This is a genomic window from Clostridium sp. 1001271B_151109_B4, from assembly GCF_015670405.1.
Lineage (GTDB): Bacteria > Bacillota > Clostridia > Clostridiales > Clostridiaceae > Clostridium.
Genome location: NZ_JADPBQ010000001.1, coordinates 150,699 through 167,124, shown reverse-complemented (window position 1 = coordinate 167,124; position 16,426 = coordinate 150,699). Strand labels below are relative to the sequence as shown.

Genomic DNA, 16,426 nt, shown 5'->3' with positions numbered 1-16,426 from the left:
ATCTTTTTATCTATAAGGGGATTATTAGAAAGTTAGGTTTAGGGGTTATGTATGGTATTATTAGAAAGGTTATCCAGTAATAATTTTGAGAATTTTAAAAACTTAAATTTAGAGAGATTTAGTAAAGAAAATTATGATAAAAACTTTTTTGAATACTATGAAAACGAAAAATTTTTTCTGAAAATTTTTCTAAAAAAATTTGTTAAGTTATTTATCTACGGGAAAGAGGTTATCGGATATATATGGTATGAAATTCCAGTAGAAATTCCTGTGAGAGTTTGGTCTTTATATATCAAACCAGAATATATTGATTTATTAAATCCAGAAATTTTAAAAGGCTTTAACAATACTATTCTCTCTTATGAAACATGCAACGATGAAGATACTAATAAAATGCTTATAAATTTAGGATTTAATAAAATTAAACCATCTTTATTAATGAACATTAAATTAAGTAATTATCATAAAGAATCTCAAGTTGCTATTTTAAAAAATACCTTAGAGCATAATTATAATGTAATTAATTCTTTAAACAACTTATATAATGGGAATATAAGAAAAATTAAAATTACTACTGAAAAAGTAATTTTAAATAAAGAAGAAGAGTTAAGATGCAAAATACAAAATTCAGTTTTTTCGGCTACGACAAGAGTTCCTTTAGAAGTAGAGGATATACAAAATGACATTGAACAAGATTATTATATGGAAGACTTATCTTTGTTTATAAAATTAAATAATATTGCAATAGGTTATGGTCAAATAATATTTAATCGTGATATGTACACTGTAGTTAATTTTGGAATCCTTAAAGAGTTTAGGGGTTATGGATTTGGTAAAATACTATTAAATGATTTAATTAATAGATCGAAAATGATGAAAATTAATGACCTATTTATTAGAGTTGAAGAGAATAATTATAGCGCTCTAAAATTATATAATTGGATAGGGTTTAAACCTAAATCAATTATTAATAAATGGGAAAGATAGATAAAAAACATATGTTTTTAAGTATTTTTTGAAATCAGGATTAAAAGAGTATTAGCTATTAAAGCTTTTACTCTTTATTTTTTACAAAATTTTATGTTATAATACATTATGATTTGATTTTACATAAATAACAATGGAGGAATTAATAATGGCTAAAGATTTTGATTATAAATTATTAGATAATATGAAAGAAACTGATAGTGAAAAAATAAAGCACTATTATATTCATACATATGGTTGTCAAATGAATGAAGAAGATTCTGAAAAGCTTTCTGGAATGCTTAAAAGATTAGGCTATACTAGAACTGAAGATAAAAATGAAGCAAGTATAATCTTATTTAACACTTGTTGTGTAAGAGAGAATGCAGAAAATAAGGTGTTTGGTAACTTAGGTCAATTAAAAAAATTAAAAGAAAAAAATCCAGATTTAATAATTGGTATTTGTGGTTGTATGATGCAACAAGAAGGAATGGCTGATAAAATATTAAGTCAATTCCCTTATGTTAACATAATATTTGGTACACATAATGCTTATAAGTTCCCTGAATATTTAAATAGAGTTAGAACAGAAGGTGTCCAAATAAAAGAAATCTTCAATAAAGAAGAAGAAATTGTTGAAGGATTACCAATTGATAGACAAAGTGATGTTAAAGCATTTGTTACTATTATGTATGGATGTAACAACTTCTGTACGTACTGTATAGTTCCATATGTACGAGGAAGAGAAAGATCTAGAAAACCTGAAGATATAATTAAAGAAATAAAAGAACTAGTATCTCAAGGATATAAAGAAATAACTTTATTAGGTCAAAATGTTAACTCTTATGGTAAAGGTCTAGAGGAAGAGGTTTCATTTGCTGATCTTTTAAGAATGATTAATGAAATAGATGGATTAGAAAGATTAAGATTTATGACTTCTCATCCAAAAGATTTAAATGATGATGTTATTATGGCTGTGAAAGAATGTGGAAAGCTATGTGAACAAATTCATTTACCAGTTCAAAGTGGATCTGATAGAATATTAAAGAAAATGAATAGACATTATACTAGAGAATACTACATGTCTTTAGTTAATAAAATCAAAAAGGAAATCCCAGATGTTTCATTAACAACTGATATAATTGTTGGATTCCCTGGTGAAACTGAAGAAGATTTCTTAGATACTTTAGAATTAGTAAAAGAAGTTCAATATGACTCAGCATTTACTTTTATATATTCAAGAAGAAATAATACACCTGCTGATATGATGTTAGATCAAGTTTCTGAAGAAGATAAGCATCATAGATTCAATAGATTAGTTGAAGCTGTTAATGCTGGAGTTATAGCAAAAAATAAATCTTATGATGGTAAGGTAGTTGAAGTATTAGTAGAAGGTACTAGCAAAAATGATGAAAGTAAACTTTCAGGAAGAACAAGAAACGGAAGATTAGTTAACTTTACTGGTGATGATGTAAAAGTTGGTGACATAGTAAATGTTCAAGTTACTAAAGCACAAAACTTCTCATTAGTTGGTGAAGCAGTAAAATAAATGAAATAAGGATAGCTCTTAATATTAGAGTTATCCTTATTTTAATGTTTATGTACTTTAAAGTTTAAGATAAGAATTACTAGTTAATAAAATTTTATTAGGATTGCTTAATGATCCAAACCAAAATACTAAAGCCTACATAGCAGGTGTAAGTGATAAGTTAATAGATAAAGAATAATTTTGAGGGCCAATAGGCTCTCTTTTTATTATCAATAATATATGAGTTTTCATAATATAAATTAAAAGGAGTGTGTTAATAATGAAAATAGCAGTTAGAGGTGGACATTGCCCAAAAGTTCCAGGGGCAAGAGGTATACTAGATGAGTTAACAGAAGATAGAAAAGTAAAAGATGCAGTTATAAAATATTTAAAACAATTAGGTAATGAGGTTTTAGATGTAACTCCACCAGATTCAACTTCATCTTCATCTTCAGATTTAAGTTATGGTGTTAATAAAGCTAATAATTGGGGCGCTGATTTATTTGTATCTATTCACTTTAATAAAGCTTATGATAGCTATAATGGTGCATTAGGAAGTGAAGTATGTGTATATTCAACTCATGATATAGCTCAAAGAGTTGTTAATGGATTAGGTGAGTTAGGATTTAAAAATAGAGGGCAAAAAATTAGAACTGGTTTATATGAATTAAAGCATACTAATATGAAATCAATGATAGTAGAAACTTGCTTTGTAGAAGCGACCGAAGATGTAGCATTATATAGAAAGCTAGGATCAGATACAATTGGAAAAGCTATAGCTGAAGCTATTGTTAATAAAAAGATAGATGTAGAAATAAAAGAAAATAATAAAGAAGATAATGAGGAGATGAATTATTCTATGTATGTATTTAGTCAAAATTGGTATTTAAAAAAATACGCTGATGTATCTAACAGTACAACTTATAAAAATAATCCATATAAGCATTATGTTGACTATGGAAAGAAAGAAGGCAGATTAGCTTTACCACCTATACCAGCGGAATACAATGAAGGTTCTTATTTAGAACTTAATCCTGATGTAGCTGCAGCAGTTAAGAAAGGAAGTTATAGTTCCGGAATAGATCATTATTTACAATATGGATTCTGTGAAAATAGAAAAATATACAATGATGATAGTTTAGAAGCTATTAAGAAACGTTGTGAAGAGTTAGAAATTAAGTTAGAAGATATAAAAAAAATAGTAGATTAATTATTTAAAGGATAGTAGGTAGGAGAAATCTTACTTACTAGCCTTTTTTTTATTTTGTTGAAAAATATTGCTATAAGCTATTTAGGGATAAAAAAACCATGAAAATTAATGGGTAAATATATAATACAAAATATATACTCAATACTTCAATTTATTAAAATATATAAAAAATTATTAAATTTAAGACATACTACTATTTATAAAAAGTTATTAAATAGTAGTAAAGGTTATTACCCCTAATATGTTATATATATATTAAATGTACTAAAATATCTTAAAAGTTTACAATAAATACTATTAAATGCTATAATCAATTTGAAAATATTTAAGGGGGATGATAAAGTGATAAACAATAAGTTTAATTTACTTAGATTTATAATTGGAACGATTATAATGTTTTTCTCATTAGCTTTTGTTGGATTAGGAATAGATTCAGTAGGATTTTTTGCAGCATCATTTGTAATTGCTCCAATAGGTGTTTATTTTTTTAATAAAAAAATAAACTTAAAATCAAAACATTATTTTGGAGGTCTAGCAGCAATATTTGTTGCTACATTTATTTTTGCAGGGGTAAACACTACACCAGTAGATAATACAGAGAGTAATAATAGTGCAATAGTTCAAAAAGTTGAGGAAGATGATATTGAAGAAGTAGCTACAACGGTAGTAGAAGAAGAGTTGACTGAAGCAACTGTACATTTCATTAATACTGGCAATTCAGATGCGATATTAATTTTACAAGATGATAAGTCAGTTTTAATTGATGCTGGTGATAATGATGATGAATCGTTGATGGTAAATTATCTAAATAATTTAGAAATAAAGAAAATAGATTATTTAGTTAATACTCATCCAGATGCAGATCACTGTGGGGGATTAGATGCCGTAATAAACAATTTTGAAATTGGAACATTTTTTGTCGGCAATGGAAGTTCAGATTCTCAAACATACACAGATGTAATTAATGCAAGTGCAAATAAAGGTATAAATCCATCGGTACCATTAGAAGAATCTAAATTTGAACTAACAAGTAACAGTTATATTCAATTTTTCAATACATCTGGGGGAAGCGATAGTAATGAAAGTTCATTAGTAACTTTATTTGTAAATGGAGAAGATAAATTTTTATTAACTGGAGATGCTGGAGAAGAAACAGAAAATAAAATTTTATCAAAAATGCAGGATGTTGATGTATTAAAAATAGGACATCATGGTTCTAAAAATAGTACAACCCAAGGATTTTTAGATAAGGTTAAACCAGAATATGCAGTAATTCTAACCGGGAAGAATAGCTATGGACATCCAAACTCAGAGGTTTTATCTAAGTTAGAAAGTGCAAATATTGAAATTCATAGATCAGATGAATGTGGGGATATAATCTTCAAATCAACAGGAGAAGGCGTTTCTACTGAATGTAATAAAGGTACTTACTTAGCTAACGATAAGGAATCTAGAGAAGAAGCAGAAAAGAAAGCTGAAGAAGAGAGAATTGCTGCAGAAGCAAAAGCAGCGGAAGAGGCTAGATTAGCTGAGGAAGTCAAAAAGGCAGAAGAAGCAAGAATTGCAGAGGAAGCAAGGAGAGTAGAACAAGAGAGGCTTCAGCAAGAAGCAACTGCACAGACACAAAATAATGTTAGTGAAATGGTTTGGATAACTGCAACAGGTACAAAATATCATAGAACTAATAATTGTGGTAATACTAATTCAGCAAATGCAAGACAAATAACATTAGAAGAGGCTCAAAAGAATTATGAACCTTGTAAAAAATGTTATTAGAACATAATATAAGAAAGTAATAGTTTAAAGAGTAGGACAACCTACTCTTTTATTTTTCTCTCTCCACAAAGTCTATAGCAACAATAAGCACCAGGAGTAATTTCATAAGTATTTTCATTTCTTAAATTTTTAGTTGAGCAATTAGTAGACCAAGAACTATTACACCAGCAATTATAATTTTCATTTACATCTTTATATTTAACAATACATTTTTCGTAAAACACCATCCTTAGTTGAGGAGTAATAGAATGTGTGTTTTTATACAATATATAATAAGGCATATAACATATTAATTGATAAATTTTAAAAATATTAAAATAACCATTTTAAAAAGTCAATCAAGAACTACAATCTATATTTATAATTATTTAATTAATGGTATTATATTTACCAAAATATAATATAATAAATCAAAATTGTATTATTTGGTGAGTTAGTTGTTTAGTAAATTACTATATAAATAGAACTTTAATGGCTGAGGTGGGTAAATTATGAAGAAATTTATATTTATTTTATTAGCTATCTTTTGTTGCATTATTCTCATTGCGTGTGATAGTAGTAGCAATCATATTGGAGAAGCTAAAACACCGTCAGGTTCTTCTATAATGAAAGGTCAAGATTACCAAAGTGTTATAGAATCATTTGAAGAGAATGGTTTTACTAATATTAAGCTAGAAAAAATAGAAGACTTGATTATTGGTTGCCTGACAAAAGAAGGCGAAGTAGAAGAGGTTTCTGTAGGTGGAGATTTTAACTATTCACCATATGAGTGGGTTAAAGCAGATACTGAGGTTATTATAAGATATCATGCGTTGCCAGAAAAAGAGAGTGAAGTAACTGAACATAAAACAGAAGAAAATACAAATAAAGAAGAGTCTACTGAAAACAATGGCCAAAATATTATATAAGATATATCTGATGAAGTGTTGACTATTGATAATTGTGATGAACTTTCTAGTATACTATCAAAGAAAGCAGAAATAGATGAATCATATTCAAGTTTTGCAAATAAGTATGAAGGAAGAACTATTGAGTTTGATGGTAGAATTGATTATTTAGTAAACCATGGAAATTATGATACAAGATATGATATTCTTATGTTTGCATGTGATTATGACCCTAATCATCAAACTGGACCAGCGTTTAAATTTGAAGATGTTAATGCTCATGATTTAAATTTAGATACTTTATATTTAGAAGATGAAATTGAGGTTGGGAAAAATGTACGAATTGTTGCAAAGATAAAAAGGTTCGATAATAACTCAGGATTGTTTTTTCTTGATCCTGTATCAGTTACAGAACGATAAATTCAAATTTGTCGAGTAGATTTAGAGGAATAACCTTAATATACTGTTATAAAAAAGAGTAGATAATCTACTATTTTTTATCTTACCACAAATCCTACAAGTACACTCCCCACCTATGTAGAACAAATATGGTATTTAGATTAATGAAAGAGATAAAGAATGGAAAATAATTGGAACTAGAGAAAGTTTAATAATTGGAATACTAAATAGAATAGTTATTCTTCAGAAAAATCCATTTATACAAGCGATGTTAGGAGCAGATATAAATAAAAAAGATAACATTACTAAATGGATTGAAGAAGGGAGAGGAAGAGAAAAGGCTATAACTACTTTTATAACTAAATTACCTGAAGAGTTAAAGTAGGCTAGGTGTATTATCTAGCGTTTTTACATATAATAATGTAAGGTGATATCGCATGATGAAAAGAACACATATAACAATAGGAGTAATTAGTACAATATTAGCAATCAGATATTTAAATTTAGAACCTATTACTTGTGCGCTTGGAACTATAGCAGGAACAATGACACCGGATCTTGATTTTAAATTTCATATTAAGCATAGAACTATAACTCATAGTTTATTATTTTTATTTATTAGCAGCTTATTATTTTCTGTAATAAGTACAGAATTAAGTCTATCTTATTTTATAGGAGTTAATATGCATTTAATAGCAGATAGTTTTACAGTAATGGGAATTCCATTATTTTATCCATTTATAAAACATAGATATGGGTTTAAATTAATAAAGACAAATAGCTTAATTGAAAATATAATATTTATACTGCTAATCTTTATAGCTTTCACATTAGTAAAGGACTAAGGTAATATACCTAGTCCTTTTAATTTTAGCTTGAAACATTGAATTTTACAGTTTACAATTAATAAGTAATTTATATTTAGGAATTCGGCAAAAACGTTTGTCTAAAAAATTAATTCGTCAAAAAAACGTCAAAAAAACGTCAAAAAAACGTCAAATAAAAATTTCTTTATATATACATTATACATATTTTCATTTTAAAATTATTCTTAAAATGAGATAAACACTAGAAAATGTATTTTAAATACAACGGAGGTAACTAACATGGCATTAACACCCATGATGAGACAATACATGGAAATTAAGGATAAATATCAAGATTGTATCCTTTTTTATAGATTAGGTGACTTTTATGAAATGTTCTTTGAAGATGCAAAGACAGCTTCAAGAGAGTTAGAATTAGTTTTAACAGGAAGGGAATGTGGCTTAGAAGAAAGAGCTCCAATGTGTGGAATTCCATTCCATGCTGCATCTAACTATATTTCAAGATTAGTAAGCAAGGGATTTAAAGTTGCAATATGTGAGCAAGTTGAAGATCCTGCTGTAGCAAAAGGAATTGTAAAAAGAGATGTAATTAAAGTAATAACTCCAGGAACATACTCAGAAAATAATGGTGAAGAGGAATATAAAAATACTTATATAATGGCTATTTATAATGCTGATGGATATTATGGAATAGCGTCTTCAGATATTTCTACTGGAGAGTTTAAAACAACATTCTTTAAAGAATTAAAGACAACACTTTTAGATGAGGTATCAAAAATATCACCAAAAGAAGTGCTTGTTGATATAAACTTTAATGAAGAACTTTTAAATGAAATACATAATATTTCAAATGCATTAATTACTAAGAAAAATGTTATGAATTTTAATTGTAGTGATGAAGAACTTATAAATCAATTTAGTGAAGTAGAAGTAGCTGGGTTAGATTTAAGAAGTAAAATTGCCTCTTCAATATTATTAAAATACATATTAGATACTCAAAAGATGAGTCTTTCTAATATAAATGTTTTAGAATCATATGACATAGTAAATTATATGACTATAGATAGTAGTTCAAGAAGAAACCTTGAATTAACTGAAAACTTAAAGGAAAAATCAAAAAAAGGTAGTTTAATTTGGGTATTAGATAAAACATCTACTACTATGGGCGGAAGAACAATTAGAAAATGGATTGAAGAGCCTTTAATTAATAAGGAAGAAATAAATAAGCGTTTAGACTCTGTAGATGAATTATTTAATAACATTTATTTTACTGAGGAATTACGAGAATCACTAAAGAACATTTATGATATAGAAAGAATTGTTGGTAAAATATCTAATAAAAATGTAAATGCTAAAGATTTAGTTTCATTAAATATGTCTTTAATGAAACTACCTGAAATAAAAGAAAAGCTATCAGTATGTAAAGCTGACCTATTATCTGATTGGTATAGCAATTTAGATGTGTTAGATGATATTAGAACTCTTCTTTCAAAAGCTTTATTAGACGATCCTTCAACTTCTGTTAAAGAAGGTAATATTATAAGGGAAGGATATTCAAGCAAGGTAGATGAGCTAAGAGAGGCTAAATTAAATGGAAAGCAATGGATAGCTTCATTAGAAAGTAAAGAAAGAGAATTTACAGGCATTAAGTCACTAAAAATTGGTTACAATAAAGTGTTTGGATATTATATCGAAATATCTAAAGCAAACTACAATTTAATTCCTGAAGGAAGATATATAAGAAAACAAACACTAGCAAATGCAGAACGTTATATCACTGAAGAATTAAAAGTAGTAGAAGAAAAGATTTTAGGTGCAGATGAACATCTTATGGCCCTTGAATACGAATTATTTGTAGAACTTAGAGATAAAGTTGAAGCTCAAATTCCAAGATTAAAATGCAGTGCAAATATAATCTCATCATTAGATGCACTTTCTACATTAGCTAAGGTAGCAGTAGACAATGATTATGTACGCCCTGAAATTAATACTAATGGAGACTTATATATAACTGATGGAAGACATCCAGTTGTAGAAAAGGTAATAGGCAATGGTGAATTTGTATCTAATAATACTACAATTAATACTACTGATAATAGATTATTATTAATTACAGGACCTAACATGGCAGGTAAATCTACTTATATGAGACAGGTGGCTTTAATTACATTAATGGCACAAATAGGTTCATTTGTTCCTGCTAGAAGTGCTAATATATCAGTTTGTGATAAGATCTTTACAAGAATCGGTGCTTCAGATGATTTAGCAGGTGGAAAATCTACATTTATGGTTGAAATGTGGGAAGTATCAAACATATTAAAAAATGCTACACCTAATAGCTTAGTCTTATTAGATGAAGTAGGAAGAGGTACTTCAACTTATGATGGATTAAGCATTGCTTGGTCAGTAATAGAATATATATCTAATAATAGTAATTTAAAATGTAAAACTTTATTTGCTACACATTACCATGAATTAACTAAATTAGAGGGAATAATAGAAGGTGTTAAAAACTATTCTGTTGCAGTAAAAGAAAGTGATGATCAAGTTATATTCTTAAGAAAAATTGTTGAAGGTGGAGCTGACCAATCTTATGGTATTGAAGTAGCAAAGCTTGCTGGATTACCTATAGAAGTAATAGATAGAGCTAAGCATATTTTATGTAAATTAGAAAATGAAAAATCAATAGAAATTGATAAGTTATTTAATAACTATAAAGAAATCAACGATAATAGCATAAAAGTTAAAGAAGAAGCTGCTGTTGAAAAAGAAGAGGTTGAAGTTATAGAAGATAAAAAAGTCACAGAAATACCTTCTAAAATTAATACTGAAAAGGAACCTATAGTAGTAAAAGAAAATACTGAAATGATGCAAATTGATTTTAATATGATTGGTAAAGAAAGCTTATTAAATGAAATTGCTAATATAGAAGTAATGACTATGACACCATTAGATGCAATGAATACTTTATTTAAAATTGTTCAAGATGCAAAAAAACTGAAATAGGAGGTGCTCTATGAAAAGAATTAATATATTAGATGAGCATACATCTAATAAGATAGCTGCAGGGGAAGTTGTAGAGCGCCCTTCCTCTGTAGTAAAAGAGCTTGTTGAAAATTCAATTGATGCTAATTCTAAAAATATTACCGTAGAAATTGAAGAGGGTGGAATATCAACAATTAGAGTAATAGATGATGGGGTAGGTGTACATAACCTTGATATAGAAAAAGCCTTTATGCCCCATGCAACTTCTAAAATAAAAAATGTTGAAGATATTTACTCTATCAATACTTTAGGTTTTAGAGGTGAAGCACTTCCATCAATTGCTTCTGTTTCAAAATTAACATTTAGAAGTAAAACTTCTGATTGTGATTTTGGGAAAGAATTAATTTTAGAAGCTGGAGAAAAAGTGTCTTTAAATGATTTTGGTATGAACAATGGATCTTATATGGAAGTAAAAGATTTATTTTATAATGTTCCTGCAAGAAGAAAGTTTTTAAAATCTACTTCAAGAGAAGGAAGTTTAATTAATGATATTATTTTAAGAGTTGCATTATGTAATCCTAATATCTCATTTAAGTTATTTAATAATGGCAAAAAAACTCTTCATACATATGGAGATGGTAATTTATTAAATGCTATTAGAACTATATATGGTAAAAACATTTCTGAGCATGTATTGCCTTTTAATTATGAAGATGATTATTTAAAAGTCTATGGATATATAGGTAAAGAACTAATTGCTAGAGGTTCAAGAAATAATGAAAGTATCTTTGTTAATAATAGATATATAAAAAATAAAACTATTGTTGCAGCAGTAGAAAATGCCTTTAAATCATTTTCAACTGTAAATAAGTTTCCTTTCTTTGTTTTGTTTATAGAATTAAATCCTGAAGATATTGATGTTAATATACATCCAACAAAGGCTGAAATTAAATTTAAAGATGAAAGGACTATATATAAAAGAGTATTTGATTCTGTTCATACTGCTTTAAGAGAAGATATCTTTAATTCATTTGCTGAAAAAGAAAATAAAGAACCAGTAGAAGAAATTGAAGAAATTAAGTTGAATTTAGATACAAATATACCTTTAACAACATCTGCAACTACAGCACATTCTGAAACAAGTGAAACATTAATACAAAACAATAAAGTTGAACCATCTATTAATGATATATACAATAATATTACTATTCATGATGTAGCAAAAGAAGAGGACTTATATAATAGACTAAAGGAAATAAATAAAAATAAACTTCAACCTATTAATAATAATTCAGTAAATGACAATACATCACTTTATACTTCACCTATTAACACTAATTATATTGAAAAAAGTGAAAGTGTTGATTCAAATTACTATAATAAGAATAATTCATTTACTAACAGCAATTGTAATACAGTTAACGAAATCAAAGAAACTCAAGAAGACTTATCACAGATAAGAAAAGCTAAATTTCCAGACTTAAGAGTAATCGGTCAATTTAATAAAACTTATATTTTGGCAGAATACTCAGATACACTTTATATAATTGATCAGCATGCAGCTCATGAAAAAATACTATATGAGAAATATGCTAATGATATAGAAAATGGAGAAATAGTAGTACAACAACTTCTTATTCCTTGCCTTATAGATTTATCCTTAGATGATTATGAGTGTTATAAGGAAAACAAAGAAATTTTCATTAATTCTGGCTTTGTTATAGAAGAGTTTGGGGGAAATACAATTTCATTAAAGGAAGTACCGTACTTCTTAGGAAAATTAGATGCAAGGAACTTTTTATTAAGTATAATTGATAATTTAAAAAACTTAGGAAGCGGAAAAACTGTAGAGGTAAAGTTAAATAAAATTGCAACAATGGCATGTAAAGCAGCTGTTAAAGCTAATGATTACCTTACACAAATAGAAATGGAAAAATTAATCTCTGACTTAAGATATATTGATAATCCATTTAACTGTCCACATGGAAGACCTGTTATAATAAAATTTACTGAATATGAATTAGACAAAAAGTTTAGACGAATAGTATAGGAAGGTAAAAAAATGAATAATAAAATACTTGTATTAGCTGGTCCTACTGCAGTAGGAAAAACAGCTTTATCGATAGAATTAGCTAAAAGGTTAAACGGCGAAATAATATCCACTGATTCTATGCAAATATATAAATACATGGATATAGGGTCAGCTAAAATTACTACTGAAGAAATGGATGGAATAAAACATCATATGATAGATGTTACTACACCCGATAAACCATTTTCTGTAGTAGATTTTAAAACTATGGCGCAACCTATTATTGATGACTTACTAGCAAAAAATAAACTTCCTATTTTAACTGGAGGAACAGGGCTTTATATAAATGCATTAACATGTAATATGAATTTTACCGATGCAACTAATGATGAAGCTTATAGATTAGAATTAGAAGAACTTGCAAAAGAACATGGTGATACTTATATTCACAATATGCTTAAAGATATTGATCCAATAAGTTATGAATCAATACATCCAAACAATAGAAAAAGGGTTATAAGAGCTCTTGAAGTGTATAAAGTAACTAATAAACCATTTAGTTCTTTTAATGCAGGAGAGGACTTCTACAAAACTAAATATGATGTACATTACTATACGTTAAACATGGATAGGGAAAAGCTTTATCAAAGAATTAATAAACGTGTAGATATTATGTTTGAAAAAGGACTTTTAGATGAATGTATTAAATTAAAAGAAAATGGGTATAATTCTTTTATGCAGGCAATGCAGGGTATAGGATATAAAGAAATTTTAATGTATCTTGAAAATTCTATATCATTAGAAGAGGCTACAGAAATGATTAAACAAGGATCAAGAAATTATGCTAAACGTCAATTAACATGGTTTAGAAAAGATCCTAGAGCTATTTTCTTAAATAAAGATGAATTATCTGATGAAGAGATAATTAATATAATAACAAATGATATAAAATCTAATTAGTTATTAGCCATGGAGGTGGTTATATTGAATAAACAAAGCAATAATATTCAAGATATCTTTCTAAACAATGCTAGAAAAAGTAAAACAGTTGTATCTATTTATTTGGTAAATGGATTTCAATTAAGAGGTATCGTTAAAGGATTCGATAGTTTTACTGTAATTTTAGATAGTGAAGGTAAACAAATGCTTATATATAAACATTCAATTACTACTATTACACCAGCAAAACCATTACCTTTTTCTGATAATGAAAACATCTAGGAACTGCAAATTGCAGTTCCTTTTTCATTACTTTTCAATTATTTTGTGTAAAAACTTTATATTTTGTATTATATTATATATAATAGTTATGAAATATTATAAAATGGAGGAACTTTAATGTTAAAAGAAACAGAAAAGTTAATGATGGAAGCATACAACATTAAGCCAAATGTATTTGAAGTATACAAGCAAGCTCTAAATGATGTAGAAGAACAATTTAAAATTTATGATGAAATAAGAGAATATAACCAACTTAAGGTCCTTAATGCATTTCAAGAAGAAAGAATAAGCGATATGCATTTTACGAATTCATCTGGTTATGGTTATGATGATGTTGGTAGAGATACTTTAGATAAAGTTTATGCAAGAATATTCAATACTGAAAGTGCTTTAGTTAGACCACACTTCGTAAATGGTACTCATGCTATAGGATGTGCTTTAATGGGTAACTTAAGAACAAATGATACTATGGTATGTATCAGTGGAGCACCATATGATACCTTACATAACATTATTGGAATTAGCGGTAAAGAAAATATAGGATCATTAAAGGAATATGGAGTAAATTATAAGCAAGTTGACTTAAAGGATGGTAAATTCGATACTGAAGCTATTATAAAGGTTCTTAAAGAAGATCCAACAATTAAATTAGTACATATTCAAAGAAGTACAGGATATGGCTGGAGAAAATCATTCTTAGTATCTGAAATTGGTGAAATAATCTCAGTAATAAAAGAAATAAGAAGTGATGTATGCGTATTTGTTGATAACTGCTATGGTGAATTAATTGATACTATAGAACCTACAGATGTTGGTGCTGATTTAATCGCTGGTTCACTTATTAAAAATCTTGGTGGTGGTATTGCTCCAACGGGTGGATATATCGCTGGTAAAAAGGAATACGTTGAACAAGCTGCATATAGATTAACAACTCCAGGTATAGGAGGGGAGTGCGGCTCTACATTCGGTGTTATGAGACAATTTTATCAAGGACTATTCTTAGCACCTCATATAGTAATGGAAGCTCTTAAAGGGGCTGTATTCTGTGCTAGAATAATGGAGATAGCAGGATTTGAAGTATTACCTAAATATAATGATAAAAGAAGTGATATAATTCAAGCTATAAAATTTAATGATAGAGAAAAATTAATTAAATTCTGTAAGGGAATCCAAAAAGGTTCACCTATTGATTCTTATGTTGAATGTGAACCATGGGCAATGCCTGGATATAATGATGAAGTTATTATGGCAGCTGGTGCATTTATTCAAGGATCTTCAATTGAACTATCAGCTGATGCTCCTATAAGAGATCCTTATATAGCATACCTTCAAGGTGGTTTAACATTTGACCATGCTAAAATTGGTATATTAATTTCTTTAAATAGCATATTATAAATAAAAAAGCGAAGAACTTCTTCGCTTTTTTTATTTATAATAATATTAATTTTCCTTAATAATAGATTGTTCAATTACACTAATTAATTCATTAGATTTATTACTTATAAAAGAATCATCTGTCACTGACACCTCATTATCTGACTCATTATTTTCTTCTTTTTGATTGTTTTCTTCAAGGCTAAACATATCAATTTCACCAATCAACTTATTTACCATTATATTATTAAAGTTATTTTTATCATCATTTATAGAATGGTCTTGTATTAAACTACTTACATCTTCATATATATTAGATTTATATTCATCATCCACAATATCAATATCTTCAACACTTTCTTGTATACCTTCATCAATACAAGTATTATTAATACTATCTTCACAAGCTTTACATTCTTCTTCATTTTCTATAATAACATCATTTACTTTATTTTCTTCTAACTGTTCTTTATTAAGATTAATATCAGCAATGTTACTTTCATTAAGTTCTAATTCAATATTAGTTGGTAGGAGAGAAGTATCATCTAACTTTATATCAGATTCATCAATATTAACATTAGATAATTCACTATTTTCTACGGAAGAAGTATCATTATTTAATAAGTAATCATAATTATTAGGAATTACATATAAAGTTTTTTTACCTTCACTATTTTCCTTAGAAAAGAATAGTAATATAATATTTAATAAATCTTCAGCTGATAATATTGCATTTGCAAATGATAATGTATATAAATATATGTCAAATCCTATATTACTAATTAATACTATAGGCAGTATAGAAAATAGCAAAAATGGAGTAATTAAGCTTAAAATAATACGCCATTGATTTATATCTTCCTCAAGCTCTGTTGTTACAATTCTTTTTTTATTAAAAAATACTAATTTATTTTTTTTGTTACTAAATGCCTTTGAATAGAAGAGTATATGAATAAATTCATGGGGTATTTGAATTAAATAAAAGTTAATAACATAAAATAATGCAAAATTTATTACTATAATTTTTAGGTCATTAATGGTATTTGAATTCAATGCAATTATATAGCCTAATCCATACCCATATAAAATAACAAATAAAATCCTAATAATTATTCTTCTATTTAAATATTTATCTCTATCATAATCCTTGATTGGGCAAATAATATTTTCACTATCAAAATCCTCCTTTTTCTTTATAAATCTACCTAAAACAATTTGCAT

13 protein-coding genes are annotated in these 16,426 nt (G+C 27.3%); 12 read left to right on the top strand and 1 reads right to left on the bottom strand.

The annotated features are described in order from the left end of the window. Positions 1–51: 51 nt before the first annotated feature. From I4V63_RS00790 to I4V63_RS00740, 12 genes are all read left to right on the top strand, one after another. The gene (locus tag I4V63_RS00790) at positions 52–987 is read left to right on the top strand and encodes a GNAT family N-acetyltransferase (protein WP_195999403.1); all 936 of its coding nucleotides are present in this window, start codon (positions 52–54) and stop codon (positions 985–987) included. Between the two features lie 184 nt (positions 988–1,171). Then, positions 1,172–2,515 (top strand): tRNA (N6-isopentenyl adenosine(37)-C2)-methylthiotransferase MiaB, encoded by a 1,344-nt coding sequence (miaB, locus tag I4V63_RS00785; RefSeq protein ID WP_195999538.1) that lies wholly within the window; start codon positions 1,172–1,174, stop codon positions 2,513–2,515. A gap of 259 nt (positions 2,516–2,774) precedes the next feature. After that, on the top strand, positions 2,775–3,704 hold the full coding sequence (locus I4V63_RS00780) for an N-acetylmuramoyl-L-alanine amidase (RefSeq protein WP_195999402.1): 930 nt from the start codon (positions 2,775–2,777) through the stop codon (positions 3,702–3,704). A 342-nt stretch (positions 3,705–4,046) separates the two neighbouring features. Beyond that, a complete protein-coding gene (locus I4V63_RS00775; protein ID WP_347707701.1) occupies positions 4,047–5,480 on the top strand; it encodes a ComEC/Rec2 family competence protein in 1,434 nt (477 codons plus the stop codon). A 491-nt stretch (positions 5,481–5,971) separates the two neighbouring features. After that, on the top strand, positions 5,972–6,388 hold the full coding sequence (locus I4V63_RS15515) for a hypothetical protein (RefSeq protein ID WP_243280415.1): 417 nt from the start codon (positions 5,972–5,974) through the stop codon (positions 6,386–6,388). An 18-nt stretch (positions 6,389–6,406) separates the two neighbouring features. Next, the gene (locus I4V63_RS15510; RefSeq protein ID WP_243280414.1) at positions 6,407–6,787 is read left to right on the top strand and encodes a DUF4839 domain-containing protein; all 381 of its coding nucleotides are present in this window, start codon (positions 6,407–6,409) and stop codon (positions 6,785–6,787) included. A 416-nt stretch (positions 6,788–7,203) separates the two neighbouring features. Beyond that, positions 7,204–7,611, top strand: coding sequence for a metal-dependent hydrolase (locus I4V63_RS00765; protein ID WP_195999401.1), 408 nt, complete (start codon positions 7,204–7,206; stop codon positions 7,609–7,611). 261 nt (positions 7,612–7,872) lie between these two features. Beyond that, positions 7,873–10,599, top strand: a complete 2,727-nt coding sequence (gene mutS, locus I4V63_RS00760; protein WP_195999400.1) for a DNA mismatch repair protein MutS — start codon at positions 7,873–7,875, stop codon at positions 10,597–10,599. A gap of 10 nt (positions 10,600–10,609) precedes the next feature. Then, the gene (gene mutL / locus I4V63_RS00755; protein ID WP_195999399.1) at positions 10,610–12,628 is read left to right on the top strand and encodes a DNA mismatch repair endonuclease MutL; all 2,019 of its coding nucleotides are present in this window, start codon (positions 10,610–10,612) and stop codon (positions 12,626–12,628) included. A 12-nt stretch (positions 12,629–12,640) separates the two neighbouring features. Beyond that, a complete protein-coding gene (gene miaA, locus I4V63_RS00750; RefSeq protein WP_195999398.1) occupies positions 12,641–13,570 on the top strand; it encodes a tRNA (adenosine(37)-N6)-dimethylallyltransferase MiaA in 930 nt (309 codons plus the stop codon). A 24-nt stretch (positions 13,571–13,594) separates the two neighbouring features. Then, entirely contained in the window at positions 13,595–13,831 is a 237-nt protein-coding gene (gene hfq / locus I4V63_RS00745; RefSeq protein WP_195999397.1) for an RNA chaperone Hfq, read from the top strand. 117 nt (positions 13,832–13,948) lie between these two features. Continuing rightward, entirely contained in the window at positions 13,949–15,226 is a 1,278-nt protein-coding gene (locus I4V63_RS00740; RefSeq protein ID WP_195999396.1) for a methionine gamma-lyase family protein, read from the top strand. Between the two features lie 45 nt (positions 15,227–15,271). Here the strand turns inward: I4V63_RS00740 and I4V63_RS00735 are convergent, their stop codons facing one another. Further along, complete coding sequence (locus I4V63_RS00735) at positions 15,272–16,426, bottom strand: DUF3267 domain-containing protein (protein WP_195999395.1); 1,155 nt, start codon at positions 16,424–16,426, stop codon at positions 15,272–15,274.

Excerpts from the sequence above, each read along its gene's own strand:
- miaA (WP_195999398.1), top strand. The coding sequence starts at position 12,641 with ATGAATAATAAAATACTTGTATTAGCTGGTCCTACTGCAGTAGGAAAA.
- I4V63_RS00790 (WP_195999403.1), top strand. The coding sequence starts at position 52 with ATGGTATTATTAGAAAGGTTATCCAGTAATAATTTTGAGAATTTTAAA.
- I4V63_RS00765 (WP_195999401.1), top strand. The coding sequence starts at position 7,204 with ATGATGAAAAGAACACATATAACAATAGGAGTAATTAGTACAATATTA.
- I4V63_RS00780 (WP_195999402.1), top strand. The coding sequence starts at position 2,775 with ATGAAAATAGCAGTTAGAGGTGGACATTGCCCAAAAGTTCCAGGGGCA.
- I4V63_RS00740 (WP_195999396.1), top strand. The coding sequence starts at position 13,949 with ATGTTAAAAGAAACAGAAAAGTTAATGATGGAAGCATACAACATTAAG.
- I4V63_RS00735 (WP_195999395.1), bottom strand. The coding sequence starts at position 16,426 with ATGCAAATTGTTTTAGGTAGATTTATAAAGAAAAAGGAGGATTTTGAT.
- I4V63_RS15515 (WP_243280415.1), top strand. The coding sequence starts at position 5,972 with ATGAAGAAATTTATATTTATTTTATTAGCTATCTTTTGTTGCATTATT.
- mutS (WP_195999400.1), top strand. The coding sequence starts at position 7,873 with ATGGCATTAACACCCATGATGAGACAATACATGGAAATTAAGGATAAA.
- miaB (WP_195999538.1), top strand. The coding sequence starts at position 1,172 with ATGAAAGAAACTGATAGTGAAAAAATAAAGCACTATTATATTCATACA.
- mutL (WP_195999399.1), top strand. The coding sequence starts at position 10,610 with ATGAAAAGAATTAATATATTAGATGAGCATACATCTAATAAGATAGCT.